The organism is Streptococcus infantis (assembly GCF_019929575.1).
Taxonomy (GTDB): Bacteria; Bacillota; Bacilli; order Lactobacillales; family Streptococcaceae; genus Streptococcus; species Streptococcus infantis_L.
In genome coordinates, this window is sequence record NZ_JAHZPU010000001.1 from 65,073 (window position 1) to 82,267 (window position 17,195).

Sequence of the window (17,195 nt, forward strand, 5' to 3'; positions counted from 1 at the left end):
GATCAGTTTTAAAAAGACTAGACTTGTATCTTTATTAGATACAACAAAAAATAGAAAAGAGAAGACAATGAAAGCTGCGCAACATACTACTTATAACAAAAACAATATCACTCTTAACATCACAGAAATCGCAAAACCAAGTATCACAGACAAAGAAGTTTTGGTCAAAGTCACCGCTGCTGGTGTTAATCCTCTCGATAACATGATTTCCCGAGGAGAAGTCAAGATGATTGTCCCTTACAAACTCCCACAAACTGCGGGAAATGAAGTGGTCGGTATCATTGAAGAGACCGGTAGCCAAGTCAAAAATCTCAAAGTCGGAGACCGAGTTTTTGGGCGTTTACCACTTGATCATATTGGTGCCTTTGCAGAATACGTAGCTGTCGATAGTCAGGCTATAGCCAAGGTTCCAGACTATCTGTCTGACGAGGAAGCGGCTGCTGTCCCTTTGACTGCCTTGACTATTATGCAAGCCTTAGAACTCATGGGGGCTCAAGCTGGCAAGACCATCTTTATCTCTGGTGGTACAGGCGGTGTCGGTGGGATGGCCATTCCGATTGCTAAGGCTAAAGGTTTGAAGGTCATTACCAATGGGGCTGGAGATAGCGCTGAGCGTGTATTGAACCTAGGAGCAGATCGTTTTATCGATTACAAAACAGAGGATTATACAAAAACTGTTAGCCAGGTTGATTATGTCCTTGATACCCTTGGTGGCACTGAGACTGAAAAACAAATGTCTATCATGAAAAAAGGTGGTCAGCTTGTTTCCCTCCGTGCTATGCCAAATGGTGACTTTTCCAAACGTATGAACCTGCCAAAATGGAAACAAATCTTACTTGGACTAGCCGGTCACAAATTTGATAAGATGGCTGACAAATACGGCGTTCACTACCATTTTATCTTTGTGGAAAGCAATGGTGCTCAATTACAAGAGGTAGCTGACCTCTTTAGCAAATTGGAAATCAAGCCATCTATCGATACAGTCTATCCATTTGAAGAAGTGAATAGCGCCTTAGACAAGGTCGCTAATGGTCGCTCACGTGGAAAAACAGTCCTCAGCTTTAAGAAATAAAAAGGAAAAGACAATGTCATATCTTACAACTAAAACTCAATACATCACTGTCGACGGGAACAAAATCGCCTATCGCGAACTCAGCAAAGGCAAATCAAAATTACCTCTTCTGATGCTGGTCCATTTGGCAGCAACCCTCGACAACTGGGATCCAAAACTCTTGGACTTGATTGCTGAAAAACACCATGTGATTGTGGTCGACCTTCCTGGTATCGGAGCCAGCCAAGGCAAAGTGGCGCCAACCATTCCTGGAATGGCTGAGCAAACAATTGCCTTTGTAAAAGCCCTTAGTTACGATGAAATCAATCTCCTTGGCCTTTCTATGGGGGGCATGATTGCCCAAGAAATGGTTCGAATCAAGCCTGATTTGATCAACCGTCTCATCTTGGCAGGAACAGGACCTCGAGGTGGAAAAGAGGTCGATAAGGTCACAGGGAAAACATTTAACTATATGTTTAAAGCTGGACTCGAACGCATCGATCCTAGACGCTACATCTTCTATAACCATGATGAGCAAGGAAAAATCGAAGCTTTGAAAGTTCTCGGACGAATGGGGATGCGAACCAAGGAATTTGCGGACAAAGACATGAGTGTCCCTGGTTTCTTGACTCAACTCAAAGCTATTAAACGTTGGGGGAAAGATTCTCAAGACGACCTAAGATTTATCACCCAACCAATCTTAATCGTCAACGGGGATAAGGATATGCAGGTTCCAACAGAAAATTCTTATGATATGCATGAGAAAATAAAAGATAGTAAACTCATCATCTATCCACATGCTGGTCACGGTTCGATTTTCCAATATGCAGAAGAGTTTTCAAAAGAACTCATTGCTTTCTTGGAGGACTAATATGGTCAAAACCATTCTAATAACAGGTGCTACGGATGGCACAGGAAAAAGCCTTGTATCAAGGCTTTTTTGTTTATCTAAGTATTTAGGGGCTATCCCAAAAGATAGTTTCTCAATTTTCCACTTCTTCCTTAAATCGTACTTTTCCTTGGCTGTATAATCTCATAATTTTCACAAAGCGAACGGGATTGTTTTGGTTATACAAAAGAAAAATTGAAAAGAATAACAAGCCCGCTAACCACAAACCATAGCCTTCATCAATCGGTTGGCCAAATTTTAGAGGAAGAGTCAAGAAATACAAAAAATAAAAGATGGACACTATATTTACTGCAAAGCGGGCAAATCGAAAAGGTAAAGCAGACAGTTGTCTAGGATCAAACTGGTTTTTCACAAACAAATTATGAGATGCGGCATAGTAAAAGACTTTCTCTGTCGTCGGCTGTGCTTTGCGAACATTTTCAAGAGTGCTCGTTCAAGTAAAGCAACCAACGAGAAAAACTGCATCAACCAAAATAGAAAAATACAAGCTAGACTAAACCAGTTATAGACACCAATAAACTTGAGGGAAAAGAAGCCCGAGATTGCAGGCCCACCTGCTAGTAAGAGAATTACCAAGTCAGGAATAAAGGAATTCGTGTTACGAGCGCCTTCAGTATTGAGCAACCTACTCTTTGGAGCAGCTAGAGCCTCTCCTGTCTTTTGGTCATAATAAACAGCTTGTCCATTGCATTCGCCGATAAAGACACGACGGCGTCCAAGAAAAAACATATTGACCTCTTTCTATTTATGAAAACAAGTCCTCAAATTTTGGAATTTTATTATCCTAGTATACCATAAACCAACTTACTAGGTCATAGAATAGCTAAGAGCTACATCTTGCTAAAAGGTTGACAGAACTTCGCTCCATAGGATATGATGGGAATACCTAGAATTTTAACTCTGCATGTTCTTTACGACTTCTACTGAAAAAGCGTTAGTGAGTACAATTCTATATTTGGAGGTTTTATGAAAATCTATTATTCAAAATTTGTCGGTGTCGGCTATCTAGTCTTTGCAGCGGGTGTATTCTTTCAATTTTTCTTTTTCCTCGCGCATGGATTGATCGACTTTTCCCAGCTTAGTCTTCTCACTGTGGTTCCAACCATCCTCTTTTTCGCTGCTATCTATTCAACGATTGCAGGCATCAAAAGACTTTCTAGTCGTAGGCTCTCCTTTGAATTCACCTTTGAAGGCATTTATGTCTATCCTGGGCTCTTCTTTTCCAAGGAAATCTTCATTCCGAAAGAAGAATTGTTGCGAGCATCGTATGTTGAAGTGGATGTCAGTGACCCCGACCATGTCAACAGCAAGGCTTGCTATTTAGATTTTGACCTGAGAGAGGTGACCCAGCTAGAAGATATTTCTAAGTCAAACGTCATCATCGATACAAGTGTTCTAATATTGCGGCTCGCCCTTAGCCTCTGTCGATTTAGAGAGGAAGAAAAAGCCGAGTTGGCGACCTATCTAAAAGAAAACTACGGAATTGATTTCTTATATTAGAAAGCAATAAAAAAAAGCCCTGTTGTAGGGCTTTTTGTGTTGTTAGCGATTTAGCATATGCTACGTTCCGCTTTCATCCTGTTCTTTCTTAAATCGCACTTTTCCTTGGCTATATAATCTCATAATCTTCACAAAGCGAACTGGATTGTTTTGGTTGTACACTAACACGAGTGCAAAGATTACTAATCCAGCTACCCAGAATTCATAACCAAGTTCAATCTCCTGACCAAACTTTTGAGTGTAATTATAAAAAATATATAGCAAATAGATATTAGTGGCAACTATTAGAAAACGAACAATTCGGAAGATTTTAGTAGACAACTTAGCTGGATCAAAGTTATCTTCCCCCACCATCAGGTTATGAGAAGCTGCATAATGAAAAATCTTTTCTGTCGTCGGCTGGGCCTTGCGTACATTTTTATATAGAGCTCGTTCGAGTAAAGCAACCATAAACAAAAACTCAGCCAACCAAAATAATAGGATAAAGGTCAAACTGGTCCAGTTATAGACCCCGATACTCATAGCCGCAAGGAAGCCAAAGCCACCCGTTCCACCGGCCATGAAGAAAATCACCAATTCAGGAATGTAGGCGTTGGTCTTCCGAGCCCCTTCAGTATTGAGTAGGACACTCTTGGGAGCAGCTAAAGCCTCTCTCGTCTTTTGGTCATAATAGACCGCTTGACCATCACATTCGCCGATAAAGACACGACGGCGTCTAAGAAAAAACATCTTGACCTCTTTCTATTTCCTTTGTTATATTTCCTTCTTAACTCGACTATTTCTGTACCGTTCAACTGCCTTCAGCCATCGAATCAACCAGACAATGTGTTTTCGATTTCCACGCGCAACATCTGTATTTAAGAGCTTACTTTTAGCAGTACCTATATCTATACTTAGGCATATAAGATCCGATACATATTTTCCATGAAGCCATCAATCTCTCCTCGAACAATTTTCAACAAACGATCTTCTTCGGATTGCGAGATAGAGACTCCTTCTCTTTTTCCACTGTCGTTATCCTGAGAATAGTTAGAATAAATTAAATTAAGCTCTTTATCTAACACGAAAGCTACATATGTTTGTTTTTCATTAACTTGTGTAATGAAAAATAACTGAAAATCTTTTGTATCTTTCTGAGGAGGGCTGATTTTCAAATGTACTTCTCCTTCTATTTCAAGTGGATAAATGACTCCGTCTAGACGAATGGCACCATCAGATGGAATAATGTAGCCCGCTTTACGTATTTGAGATGCATACTTTTCCGAGGCCATTAAATAATGAAGAACTTCGACTTTATCCTGTTTTTCAAAAGCTGTTTTTAGAGTACTGGATTCTTGAGAATTCTTATAAGCGAGATACAAAGGAATAACTAATAAGATAAAAGATACTATTATCAACCACTTAAACTGTTTCATTTTATCTAACATTACTCTTACCTCCTCTTTCTAAATAGTCAAAGAAGGCTTTCTGCTTTTTCTTTCTCTCTATCTCTTCTTTTTAATCTGATAATAAATAAAACTAATAGTGGTATCCAAAAGAATTGAATAACCAAAAGTTCTTATTGTCCATATAAGCCAAATCGGGCTATTTTCAGCATCTATATTCAATAGTTTTAAAGACACTGCTAGAGTCAAAAATAAGACAACTTCTGTAGTCAAGCGGTGCTTTGCCTTTTTAAGGTCTATGGTTTTCAAAAAGGACTGACTCTTGGTTTCCTTAGGTACTTCTTCCCAATAGGTCTTATCCTTACTTCTTAGATAAAGTAGATAACCAACTTCGACGATTAATCTTGAAAAAGCTGAAATAAACACTATATTGCTCACAATCCCAAATGTTTGCAAATAATAACCGGATAAACTAGCCAATCCTCCGCCTAACAAAGTAACTCCTAGAATAATCCAAAGGGATGGTTTACTGTAAACACTTGAAAAGGCTATATAGTTAGCAGTTGTTCGTTTATCTGAAAATCCTTTTCTTAGTTGCTTTTTTAACCAACTGGCATTATAAACAATTAACCCCATGAATAAACCAATGGAACTTAACCAATAAATCAGCGAGTAGATCAGCGAATTTTTTAGAACCTCATTCGTTAAAATAGTGAGGATATAATCCATTAAAACCAATGAAAGATGAATCCCATTGATTAGTACAAAGAGCATCGCAGTACTAAAGAGTTGATGTTTATAGATGAATGTCTTGCTGAATGACATAATCTGACAGCCCAGCATGAGCAATAGAAGGAGACATAGAAAAAGAAAAGGGACATTCGAAAAGGGATCTACTGTGAACTGCTCCTTGATAAAAAAGTATACATGAGTCAGGTCGATACTCAATACAAACAAACCAGCCCAGGCCAAACTCAACATTCTAACAGAAGCTCTCGTGGAACCCAGCGCTTGAAAATATTCCTTATTTAATGCTTCTGACTGACGGTTCATATCCCACTACTCCTCTTCTAGTTGACTGCTTTTGATCAACTTCTTATAATAGCGTTTGCTGTACCATTCGCGGTCGCTAATCCCCAGATATTCTTTGTATTCCAGACGGCGTCTAAGAAAAAACATATTGACCTCTTTCTATTTCCTTTGTTATATTTACTTCTTAACTCGACTATTTCTGTACCGTTCAACTGCCTTCAGCCATCGAATCATATTATTTTGCCACAGCAATAGAACTGCGACAGCTGGCAAAATCCCCATCAGGCTTAAAGGAAACACCTCACTGCCGATTGGTGTTCCCATCATCTTCAAAACGAGCATGGAGAGGACAGAAATCGGACCCACCAAGCCCATGATAGCCATAAAGACTGTGAAAATCCAAGCAATTAGCTTCTTGCCAAGGGTAACCTTCTTATCTGAAAAATTTTTCCAAAAGAGATTGTATTGACGGCTCTTCTGAAGTTTTCCTTGCTGGTAGGTTGCGCTAAGGCAACATTTTTGTAGAGTGCTCGCTCCACGATCACCAATAGCAAAATGGCTTCCAGTAACCAAATTAGCAGAAAATAAATCAGAGTTCCATAGCTATAGACACCCGTAAAAAAGCGTGTTGCCGGAAAAAGCTGCATGATGCTACTGAATGCTAAAAGGCCACAAATCAACCAGACAATGTGTTTTCGATTTCCACGAGATGCCTCAGTATCTAAAAATTTACTTTTAGGAGCTGCTAGAGGATTTCGTGGCTCATCGACATGGACATAAATAGCCTGACCATCACTTTCCCCTATATAAATCACTTTCCTAAAAAACATACTTATCTTTCTCCTCTAACCAACTGTTTTTCTTAAAACTTCCCTGAAAAAGAGATTTTTTCTTCATTTACTCCTCAAATTTTATGACACAATTGATAGATTTTTTCCCAAAGAGAGATAAAAAATGAAAGAATTATAAACCTTGAGCAATATTTCCTAGTTGGTTCACTCGATCATGAATGGTTTCCACGTTTAGGTTTCCATGTTGATATTCACAAAAAAATCCATTTTCGTAGAAAACTTGCTCTGAAAGCTGACCTTTTGGTGTATTTGGGTATTCAATCATAACAACATTAAAGACACCACCTGTTCCTGTCCCCTCAATTGTATTGCCTCTAAAATGATAAGTGAAAGCCCGAAATTGTTTCCCCTTGTAGTTACCAGAGATGACATAGGCAACTTTTCTCTCATGTCCACACCCAAAAGGATAATAGCTAAAATTGGCATATTTTTCTACATAGGGACTTTGGGTAGGAGTTATAGTGAGCGTACTAGATATCGTTCTGCTTGAGTAATCCCTATAGTTGTCTCTACCTTGAGCTTGGTCAAATTGATATCCGTGCGCAGTTGCAAAGGCTAGATATTCATTGTTATTTTTATTGGCGTGGCTAATAGCCCAATAAACAATCCCTGCTACAAAAACAAAGATTAGTAACATAAAGATGATAAAGAAAACAACAAAAGTCATACTCATTTTATACTCCTTTTTAAATTGGTTAGAAAGCAAGGACATTTCATCACCCTTACTTCTGATTGATGTTCTTAGTTGCGGTAAAACTGGTTATCTTTGTCGCTTACAGATTGACCGATAGACAAGACATCTTGACTGCCATCTGTACCTGTCACTTCATTTTGGACTCCAGCTGGGGTAAAGATCAGTCGTGCCCCTTGTCCACCACCGACAAGATGAATACCTGTTGAGTAGTAGCCATCTTTTTCCTCTACTTGCCCCATCTCGTATTTAAAGGTTCCATTTGCACTTTGGATTGTTACAATCCCATCTGCTGTGACTGTTGCAGTTGTTCCCGCGTAGTTTTCCCAAGTTCCTACAAATTTAGCGTAAGCCTCTTGTGATTTTTGCTTATCTTCCGTTTGTTCTGCTTGAGTGGTTGTAGCTTCTATCGTACTATTTGTTTCTGACTTCTGCCCCTCTTTTTGGCCTGCTTCAGTTTTACTTGCGGACTCTGTAGTCACCTTGCTTGTTGTTTCCTTTTGGTTTGAAGCTGAAGTGTTCTTGTCAGTCTTTCCACCACAGGCAGCCAAGGTCAAGGCAGCCAACAAGGTCAGGACTGATAGGCTCGTATAGCGCAATGTTTTGTTTTTCATAAAAATCTCCTTTGAAATAGATACAGATAAAAGTAGCTCGTCAGATTTTGCATAGATTTTTGACGGCTGTTTCGTAGTCTTCAGTGTATCATTTATTTAGCATTAATTCAATAGCTATCTGATATCAAAAAAGGCTAATCCAATCAGGAATTAGCCCTTTTATTTCTAGTTTTGATTTGCTCGTTTTTTAGTAGATAAACATGGCATCGCCAAAACTAAAGAAACGGTATTTTTTGTCGATAGCATGCTGGTAGGCTTCGAGGACCAATTCACGGCCTGCAAAGGCAGAAACAAGCATGACCAAGGTAGACTTAGGTAAGTGGAAATTAGTAGAAAAAGCATCCACCACTTTCCAGTCATAGCCCGGTTTGATAAAGATATTGGTCCAGCCAGAATCGGCCTGGATTTGCCCATCAAACTTACTTCCGATAGTCTCTAGCGTACGGATAGAGGTTGTTCCTACAGCAATGACACGGCCACCATTTTCCTTGACCTGACGCAAGGTTGAAGCGGCTTCCTCAGATAATTGGTAAAACTCTGAGTGCATTTCGTGTTCATCTAGATTGTCGACTGAAACTGGTCTAAAGGTTCCAAGACCAACGTGCAAGGTCAAGTAGACTAGGTTAACTCCTTTCTGCTGGATCTCTTCTAGTAGTTCTTTTGTAAAATGAAGGCCTGCAGTCGGAGCAGCGGCTGAGCCACTCTCCTTGGCATAGACGGTCTGGTAACGTTCACGATCATCCAATTTTTCGTGGATATATGGAGGCAAAGGCATTTCTCCCAGACTTTCAAGCACTTCTAGAAAAATTCCTTCATACTCAAAACGGACAATACGGCCACCATGGGTTAATTCCTCGGTCACAACTGCGCTAAGTCGACCATCACCAAAAATAACACGGGTGCCGACCTTGAGACGTTTGGCAGGTTTTGCCAAGACTTCCCATTCGTCTCCTGCTGTATTTTTCAAAAGCAAGAGTTCAACATGGCCCCCTGTTTCTTCTTTTTGACCATGAAGTCGCGCTGGTAGTACGCGGGTGTCATTCATAACCAGGGCATCACCTGGCTCTAGCATTTCGATAATGGAGTGAAAGTGGCGATCTTGAAATTCTCCAGTCTGGCGATTGACCATCAAGAGTTTAGAGGCATCGCGCTTTTCAAGAGGTGTTTGTGCAATCAACTCCTCAGGCAAGTGAAAATCAAAATCATTTGTATTTAATGTCGTCATTCTTCTTTTCTCTTCTCATTTATTCAAATTACTTATCAAAGCGAACTTCTTCAAGTAGGTACTCGATGAAGCGTTCACCCATCTTAGACAAGCTAGTTTTCTCATGCTGGATATAAACCAGTTCAATGGGATCATCAATATCAAGCGGAATCGAAACGATATTGTCTCCATTAAGATTACTATTGAGGATACCCGTCGCGATGGTATAGCCGTCCAAACCAATCAAGAGATTGAACAAGGTCGCACGGTCACTAACAACGATGGATTTCTTGTGGTGTTCCTGAGACAAAATCTCCTCTGAGAAATAGAAGGAATTATGGGTACCTTGGTCATAGCTCAAATATGGGAAGTCTTCTAGGTCTGCCAACTGCACCTTGTCTCTTTTAGCAAGAGGGTTGGTCTTGCTGACAAAGATATGGGGTTGGGCTGTAAATAGATGGTGGGCAACGAGATGGTTGTCGTCCAACATCTTCGAAAGAACGTCCCGGTTATAGCTATTTAAAAAGAGGACTCCGACTTCACTTCGGAAGTTCTTGACGTCGTCAATGATTTCCCAGGTTCTGGTTTCACGCAAAAAAAGCTCATACTTTTCCATATCGCTTTTCTTGAGCAAGGAAACAAAGGCGTTGACCACGAAGGCATAGTGCTGCGAAGACACACTAAAAAGCTCGCGATGAGCGATTGGGTTCTTATAGCGTTCTTCTAAAAGTTGCGTTTGTTCGACAACCTGACGGGCATAGGACAAAAATTCCATCCCATCACGTGTGAGGGTGATTCCTTTAGGATTTCGGATAAAAATCTCAATTCCCATCTCATTTTCTAAATCACGAACGGCATTTGATAGAGAAGGCTGAGTAATGAAAAGTTGCTTGGCAGCCTCATTCATGGAACCAGTCTCTACGATTTTGATAATATAGTGTAATTGTTGAATTCTCATATTTTTATTGTACCATACTTGACGCAATATAAAAAGAACCAGTCACTGCAAGTCCCATTATCCTTTGTGAATCTTAAAAGAGGTCGGAACAGTTCCAACCTCTTTTTATCTTTATAGTTAAATAAGCTTTCAAATCGAAACTTAGCTTCCTCTTTCCCAGAAGATGGCTAACAAAATCATGGCTCCTAAAACTGATGGGATAATGGCTGTACCGTTTAGGCTTGGCCCCCAAGCACCAAAGAGTAATTGTCCTAAAAAGGCACCAATCCAGCCGAGAAACATTTTCCCGAAGCATCCCATCCGTTCTCCACGATTGGTGATAGCTCCTGCTAATAGTCCGATCAAAAGACCGACAAACATACTTCCAATCATAGTTTCTCCTTAAATTGCCCAATCTCCATTGCGGAAGAGTGGTACGCGTGTTCCATCCTCACGGATACCATCGATATCCATTTGGTTAGAACCAATCATAAAGTCAACGTGAACATCTGAACGGTTAAGTCCTGCAGCTTCAAGTTCTTCTTCGCTCATCTCTGCTCCACCAACAACACTGGTTGCATAGGCTGCACCGATAGCCAAGTGGTTAGAAGCATTTTCATCAAAAAGAGTATTAAAGAAAGTAATACCTGACTGTGAAATTGGGCTTGGATCTGGTACCAAGGCACATTCACCCAAGGCACGCGCACCAGCATTCTTAAAGACAAGGTCCTTCATAACTTGATCACCCTTTTCAGCTGTGATATCAACGATTTGACCATTTTCAAAGGTTACCTTGATGCCTTCGATGATATTTCCATTGTAGCTAAGAGGTTTTGTAGATGTTACATAACCATCTGCACGACGGAAGTCAGGAGCTGTAAACACTTCTTCTGTTGGCATATTTGGTAAGAAACCTTCACCTTGGGCATTGATAGCTCCAGCTGATTCCCAAACGTGGTTCTTAGGCAAGCCAAGTGTCAAATCAGTTCCAGGCGCTGTGTAGTGAAGGGCTGAGAATTGTTCATTGTTCAGCATTTCCGCCTTGCTCTTGAGAATAGCTGCATGTTCTTCCCAAGCCTTAACTGGATCTTCTTCGTAGACACGGCAAGTCTTGAAGATTTGATCCCAAAGGAGGTCTACTGCTTCTTCGTCACTCGCAGCATTTGGAAAGACTTTCTTAGCCCACTCTAGTCCAGCTGCAGCAGCTACAGTCCAGCTAACCTTGTTGGATTGCGTTGCGATACGCATTGGTTTCATGGCAATTCCCATAGCTTTGGCAGAAGCTGAAAGTTTTTCTGCATCAACTCCGTTCAAGGCACCTGGGTCAGAAGAACGAACACCGAGACGACTTGCTTTGTTTTCAAGAAGGTAATTCATCTCAGCAATTTTGTATTCTGGTACATTGTCCAAACGCTCCATTGGCGCGTGAAGGAATTTCTCACGGTTTACAAAGTCATCTGCCCATTGAACGATAACTTCGTGTGCACCAAGTGCATAAGCCTCTTTAACAATTAAATGCGCCAACTCGCGTTGTTCCACATCGATAGAGAGAGCCAGAGTGTGACCAGGTTGCACGTTCACTCCGTTAGCAACCAACAACTTAGCATATTTTTCTAGATTTTCTTTAAAATTTGGTAAAACCATTTTGTTTTCTCTTTTCTATTTTTATTTTTCTTTTAAAGCAGAAAATAATCCTGCCAAAGCAATAGCACTAGACAAAAGTGCTGTCGATAGAAGAATTGTCTGATCAGCAAGGTCCAATTGATACTCAAACACCTTCTCAGCTGGCTTGTCTTCCGCAAAAATTCTTAGTTTCATCAAATGTCCTTTCTTATTCCCCATGCTCTCCTAGATAGAGACGTCGAGCCTCTGGGCTATTCGTGAGGATATCTACATAGGTTTCATAGTTATCAAGCAGGGGCTTTCCTAAAGAGATATCTTGTTCTGGATTTATATTTTTCCCATAAAGATAGCAAAGGTAGAGACGCTCATTGAGTGTTGGAAATACTTCAATGGACATGTGTTCAGCCTGACCTACTCGTTCCCAATCCTGTTCTTTGATATCTGGTATGATATAAGCTTGGAAAAGGCCCATAAGTGGATTATCCTCCGGTTGACCACTGTCCTTATCCGCTAGAACTAAAGAACAGCGTCGACCAAAACCAGCTACTTGGCGCTCCCTCCCCTTTACCGAAACAGTAATAGGATGACCTCCAATATGACTATAGATCCATTCTTTGGGTAATCCATAATCTAATAAGGGCTCAAGATCTTTAACAATCGTTACAGGACTATAGCGTAGAAACTGGCGAGTAACAGCCTTACAAAAGAGGATATCCTCCTCTTTCAAGGTCACACCCTTCCAGTTATTTTCCTCGTTAAAATGGTTAAAAAATACTAGATAGGGTTCTCTCACCATTTGCGCTAAGACATAAACACCATTTCGTAAGCATATGGAAATAACTTTCCCTGATTTCCAGGGTGTTGCTCTTTTTTTCTTTAGCATCAATAACCAACCTCAAACCTACACAAGACATTTCATACTATTAAAACAAATCATCAAACAAACTCAACTGATTGTCCTCTGGCATATTGCCGAGAATGCCCATTTCATCCATCTTTTCAACCAAGGTTGATGAGAGTCCACCACGCTTGCGTAGTTCTGTTTTAGAGAGGAATTCTCCTTCTTGGCGCGCACGCACCAGTTGCTTGGCAACGTTCTCTCCCAGACCATCCATAGCGACAAACGGTGGGATGAGGGTGTCTCCATCTATGAGGAATTCCGTCGCATCACTACGATAGAGGTCCAACTTCCCAAATTTGAAACCACGTTCCCACATCTCATTGACGATTTCAAGTGTGGTGTAAAGGTCAATTTCTACGTTGGAAGCTTCATTGTTCTTGCGCTTTTCAGCAATTTCTTGCATCTTGCGTTTAATGGCATCCAAACCTGCACCCATGGTCTTGATATCAAAGGCCTTAGCACGGATGGAGAAGTAAGCACAGTAATAATAAATCGGATGGTGAACCTTGAAGTAGGCCACACGAAGGGCCATCATAACGTAGGCTGCTGCGTGGGCTTTAGGGAACATGTACTTGATTTTCCCACAAGATTCGATATACCACTCAGGTACATTATTGGCCTTCATGGCTTCGATATAACCATTGCGTTCTTCTTCTGATATTTTGAGCCACAATCCCTTACGCACGCGCTCCATGATGGTAAAGGCCATCTTAGGATCTAGACCAGCGTGCATGAGGTAAACCATGATGTCATCCCGACACCCGATAACGGTTGATAGGTCCGCAATTCCAGCCTTGATCAAGTCTTGGGCATTTCCCAACCATACGTCGGTACCGTGAGACAAACCAGAAAGCTGGAGCAACTCGGCAAAGGTGGTCGGATGGGTTTCATCAACCATTCCTCGAACAAAGTTGGTTCCAAACTCTGGAATACCAAGCATACCTGTAGAAGTTCCGATTTGCTCAGGCGTCACTCCTAGGATATCTGTTCCTGAAAAGAGGGCCATGACACCCGGATCATCCATTGGGATATCATTTGGATCAATACCTGACAAGTCCTGCAGTTTCCGAATCATGGTCGGATCATCATGTCCCAGTACATCGAGCTTGAGGACGTTCTCATCGATATCGTGGAAGTTAAAGTGAGTCGTTTGCCACTCGGCAGTGACATCATCGGCAGGATATTGCACTGGAGTAAAGTCATAGACATCCATATAGTTAGGGATAACAACGATCCCCCCTGGGTGCTGACCAGTCGTCCGTTTGACACCGGCAGCTCCTTGAGCAAGGCGCTCCACTTCAGCCTCACGGTAGAATTTGCCATAGTCACGCTCGTAACCTTTGACAAATCCATAGGCTGTTTTAGCAGCTACCGTACCTACCGTTCCGGCGCGGAAAGCATATTCTTCTCCAAAGATATCTCGGACGTCCAAGTGGGCGCTCGGTTGATCTTCCCCTGAGAAGTTCAAATCGATATCGGGTACCTTATCTCCGTCAAAACCAAGGAAGGTCTCGAAAGGAATATCCTGTCCATTTTTGCTGAGCTTGTGGCCACAGTTTGGACAGTCTTTATTGGGCATATCAAACCCTGAACCGTAAGAACCATCTGTGATAAACTCACTGTACTGACACTGACCACAGACATAGTGAGGAGAGAGAGGGTTGACCTCGGTAATCCCAATCATGGTCGCAACAAAACTGGATCCAACAGACCCACGAGAACCAACCAAGTAGCCTCGTTCGTTGGAACGGTGCACTAGCATTTGCGAAGCTAGATAAATCACGGCAAATCCATTCCCCAAGATAGAGGTTAGTTCCTTTTCAATCCGTAGATCAACGATATCTGGCAGTGGATTTCCATAGATTTCAAAGGCTTTCTTATAGGTTAGCTCAGCAACTGTTTCTTCGGCTTGGTCAATGAAAGGTGTATACAAGTCACCTTTAACGACCTCAACAGGCTCAAAGATTTCTGCCAAGGCATTGGTATTTTCAATGACAATCTTACGAGCCAAATCTTCTCCTAGAAAGGCAAATTCATCCAACATTTCATTGGTTGTTCTAAAATGCGCCTTGGGTAGTGGAGCTGGTTGGGCAGCTTCTCCATGACCGATCGTTCGGTTAATCATGGCTCCCTGACCTAGACTGCGGACGATGATTTCTCGATAAATTTCATCCTCAGGTTCGATATAGTGGACATTTCCTGTCGCAAGAACGGGCTTACCGAGACGGTCTCCGACATCAATTAAGCTCTTGATGATGGTTTGGAGTTCCTCCATGTCCTTGACCTGCTCTTTGGCAATCAGAGGGGCGTAGATAGCCGGAGGCATGACCTCGATAAAGTCATAGTATTTAGCTACTTCGATTGCCGCATCTACCCCTTGTGACACGACTGCATCAAAGACTTCCCCTTCCGTACAGGCTGAACCTAAGATCAAACCTTCTCGATGGGCATCTAGTACCGTACGTGGAATCCGTGGAACTCCTTCAAAATACTGGGTATTTGAAAGAGACACCAGTTTAAAGATATTTTTTAAGCCCACCTGATTTTTCACATAGATGGTCGCATGCTTGACTCGAGCTTTTTTATACGAATCCGGACTTATTAAATCAAGGTTCAATCTAGCCAAATCTGTCACACCATGCTTTTCTGCTACTTCCTTGATAAAGATGAAAAGCAGACGGCCAGTTGCTTCCGCGTCATAGTTGGCCATGTGGTGGTGTTCTAGGGCAACTCCAAAACGCTTGGTCAAGGGTCCAAGACCGTGGCGCTTGTATTCAGGATAGAGATTTCTTGCGAACTCTAGCGTATCGATGACAGGTTGAGTAATTTTTGGCAGACCGTGACGTTCATAATTGGCATTCATAAAGCCAACGTCAAAGCTTGCATTATGGGCGACAAGAACTGTATCTTTACAGAATTCTTGGAATTCTTTCAGAACTTGAACCAAGGGTTTGGCATTTTTTACATGGTCATCCGTAATTCCAGTCAATTCCGTAGTAAAGGCTGACAAGGGATGCCCTGGATTGATAAATTCATCAAATTCAGCAATGATATTGCCCTTATACATCTTGGAAGCCGCCACCTGAATCAAGTCATTATAGATAGCCGATAGACCTGTTGTTTCTACGTCAAAGACCACATAGGTTGCTTCAGACAAATCCATCTCAACTTCGTTATAGGCGATAGGTACACGGTCTTCAACGATATTGGCTTCCATCCCATAGATCAGCTGGATACCAGCTTTCTTAGCGGCCTTATAGCCATGAGGGAAGGACTGAACATTCCCATGGTCCGTAATTGCTACCGCCTTGTGTCCCCATTTAGCAGCTGTCGCAACGATTTCTTCTACTTCAGGCAGAGCATCCATGATCGACATATTGGTGTGCGCATGGAACTCAACACGACGTTCTCCCTCTGGCATCAAGTCTTTCCGTTCATAGTGGACGACTTCCTGGACATCTTGCACATTCATGGTCAAATCTCGCGTGAAATTATTGACTTCAACATTTCCACGAACACGGAGCCAAGAGTTTTTCTTGATCATGTCAAATTTTTGGGCTTCTTCTTCATTCTTGACCCATTTTTGCATAGAGAAACTAGAAGTATAGTCCGTCATCTTGAAGTTAATCAAGACACGACCCGTTCTAGTCACCTTATGCTCAACATCAAAGACAACTCCTTCAAAAACCAATCTATTTTCTTCGGTATTGACCTCGATCATAGGAGTAATCTCTGCCTTATCAAGTTTAGGCTTAGCAGCTGCCTTCTTGGCTTGAAAATCAAAAACAGGTTTGTCCTCAACTGGAGGAGGCGGGGCCATCTGTTCTAACTGTTCCATAGCCCGAAGAGTTTCTTCATTGGCTGCTTGAATAATCATTTGATTTTCCGTCTGAAAGGCTTCTTGTTCTTCCCTTGTGAGATCTTCATTTTTTTCTAAACTGCAGGAAAGTTTAGGAAAACCAAAGTGTTCCAACTGTTTACTAAGATTTGGCAGATGATTTTTTCTAAAATGCTCTGTATCTGCCGCTTCTGAAGCTTCAATGATTAACTGGTCATTTTCAAAGCGAACCTGAAAATCCTGATATATAGAACGAAAACCTTGACTAGCACAAGGACCTTCCGAAAAAGCCTCTCGATAGTAGGCTTGTAAAAGTTCTCTAGAAAATTCCTGATTTCTCGTTTTTATCTCAAAACTAGCCTGATTTCCTGTTTTTGAAAATTCTTCCTTCAAGCCTCTTTTTAACTCAAGAAAGAGCTCAAAAGGTAAAATATTCTCAAAGACAAAACGGAATTCCCAAACCTTGCTTCGTTTGTGAACAATAACTTGTTCTATTTCAGCCTGACTAAAGGCTTCATGATTTCTCACTTCAGCGGGGATTCCCAACTGATTCATTAAAATTTCAAAAGTGGTTGACATCCATTTTCCTCACAATATACTCCTTCTATTTTACCATATTTGAGGCACTTTTACCTATTTCTACCAAACAGAAAAAGGA

17 protein-coding genes and 2 pseudogenes are annotated in these 17,195 nt (G+C 41.4%); 3 read left to right on the forward strand and 16 right to left on the reverse strand.

Translation table 11 applies throughout. The features are described 5' to 3' along the window. The first annotated feature begins 67 nt into the window (after positions 1–67). Entirely contained in the window at positions 68–1,072 is a 1,005-nt protein-coding gene (locus K1I67_RS00340; protein WP_223338308.1) for an NADP-dependent oxidoreductase, read from the forward strand. A gap of 13 nt (positions 1,073–1,085) precedes the next feature. Next, on the forward strand, positions 1,086–1,922 hold the full coding sequence (locus K1I67_RS00345; protein WP_223338309.1) for an alpha/beta fold hydrolase: 837 nt from the start codon (positions 1,086–1,088) through the stop codon (positions 1,920–1,922). A 112-nt stretch (positions 1,923–2,034) separates the two neighbouring features. Here the strand turns inward: K1I67_RS00345 and K1I67_RS00350 are convergent. Beyond that, a pseudogene (locus tag K1I67_RS00350) lies at positions 2,035–2,690 on the reverse strand (hypothetical protein). A 237-nt stretch (positions 2,691–2,927) separates the two neighbouring features. Between K1I67_RS00350 and K1I67_RS00355 the strand changes: the two are divergent. Then, positions 2,928–3,461, forward strand: coding sequence for a hypothetical protein (locus K1I67_RS00355; RefSeq protein ID WP_074324530.1), 534 nt, complete (start codon positions 2,928–2,930; stop codon positions 3,459–3,461). A 60-nt stretch (positions 3,462–3,521) separates the two neighbouring features. Here K1I67_RS00355 and K1I67_RS00360 read toward each other — a convergent pair whose 3' ends face one another. The 15 genes and pseudogenes from K1I67_RS00360 to K1I67_RS00430 form a co-directional block, all read right to left on the reverse strand. Further along, a complete protein-coding gene (locus tag K1I67_RS00360) occupies positions 3,522–4,190 on the reverse strand; it encodes a hypothetical protein (RefSeq protein WP_223338310.1) in 669 nt (222 codons plus the stop codon). Positions 4,191–4,354: 164 nt separating this feature from the next. Continuing rightward, entirely contained in the window at positions 4,355–4,888 is a 534-nt protein-coding gene (locus tag K1I67_RS00365; protein ID WP_223338311.1) for a thiol-disulfide isomerase, read from the reverse strand. Between the two features lie 57 nt (positions 4,889–4,945). Further along, positions 4,946–5,899: a hypothetical protein gene (locus K1I67_RS00370; protein WP_223338312.1), complete on the reverse strand. Its 954-nt coding sequence runs from the start codon at positions 5,897–5,899 to the stop codon at positions 4,946–4,948. A 6-nt stretch (positions 5,900–5,905) separates the two neighbouring features. Further along, positions 5,906–6,001: pseudogene (locus K1I67_RS00375) on the reverse strand (beta-carotene 15,15'-monooxygenase); the annotation flags it as partial. A gap of 54 nt (positions 6,002–6,055) precedes the next feature. Then, positions 6,056–6,262 (reverse strand): hypothetical protein, encoded by a 207-nt coding sequence (locus K1I67_RS00380; RefSeq protein WP_223338313.1) that lies wholly within the window; start codon positions 6,260–6,262, stop codon positions 6,056–6,058. A gap of 23 nt (positions 6,263–6,285) precedes the next feature. Then, positions 6,286–6,708, reverse strand: a complete 423-nt coding sequence (locus K1I67_RS00385; protein WP_223338314.1) for a hypothetical protein — start codon at positions 6,706–6,708, stop codon at positions 6,286–6,288. Positions 6,709–6,841: 133 nt separating this feature from the next. Beyond that, positions 6,842–7,396, reverse strand: a complete 555-nt coding sequence (locus K1I67_RS00390; RefSeq protein WP_223338440.1) for a hypothetical protein — start codon at positions 7,394–7,396, stop codon at positions 6,842–6,844. Positions 7,397–7,470: 74 nt separating this feature from the next. Then, positions 7,471–8,034 carry an ABC transporter substrate-binding protein gene (locus tag K1I67_RS00395; protein ID WP_223338315.1) on the reverse strand — a complete coding sequence of 188 codons (564 nt, stop codon included), beginning with the start codon at positions 8,032–8,034 and terminating at the stop codon, positions 7,471–7,473. Positions 8,035–8,221: 187 nt separating this feature from the next. Beyond that, positions 8,222–9,259 carry a tRNA preQ1(34) S-adenosylmethionine ribosyltransferase-isomerase QueA gene (queA, locus tag K1I67_RS00400; RefSeq protein ID WP_223338316.1) on the reverse strand — a complete coding sequence of 346 codons (1,038 nt, stop codon included), beginning with the start codon at positions 9,257–9,259 and terminating at the stop codon, positions 8,222–8,224. A 28-nt stretch (positions 9,260–9,287) separates the two neighbouring features. Then, positions 9,288–10,196 (reverse strand): LysR family transcriptional regulator, encoded by a 909-nt coding sequence (locus K1I67_RS00405; protein ID WP_004250738.1) that lies wholly within the window; start codon positions 10,194–10,196, stop codon positions 9,288–9,290. A 141-nt stretch (positions 10,197–10,337) separates the two neighbouring features. Next, entirely contained in the window at positions 10,338–10,568 is a 231-nt protein-coding gene (locus K1I67_RS00410) for a GlsB/YeaQ/YmgE family stress response membrane protein (protein WP_061863446.1), read from the reverse strand. A gap of 9 nt (positions 10,569–10,577) precedes the next feature. Beyond that, on the reverse strand, positions 10,578–11,819 hold the full coding sequence (locus K1I67_RS00415; protein WP_223338317.1) for an aminopeptidase: 1,242 nt from the start codon (positions 11,817–11,819) through the stop codon (positions 10,578–10,580). A gap of 21 nt (positions 11,820–11,840) precedes the next feature. Continuing rightward, entirely contained in the window at positions 11,841–11,993 is a 153-nt protein-coding gene (locus tag K1I67_RS00420) for a hypothetical protein (RefSeq protein WP_223338318.1), read from the reverse strand. A 13-nt stretch (positions 11,994–12,006) separates the two neighbouring features. Then, a complete protein-coding gene (locus tag K1I67_RS00425; protein WP_223338319.1) occupies positions 12,007–12,681 on the reverse strand; it encodes a hypothetical protein in 675 nt (224 codons plus the stop codon). A 40-nt stretch (positions 12,682–12,721) separates the two neighbouring features. Further along, positions 12,722–17,116: a PolC-type DNA polymerase III gene (locus K1I67_RS00430; RefSeq protein WP_223338320.1), complete on the reverse strand. Its 4,395-nt coding sequence runs from the start codon at positions 17,114–17,116 to the stop codon at positions 12,722–12,724. Between the last annotated feature and the right edge of the window lie 79 nt (positions 17,117–17,195).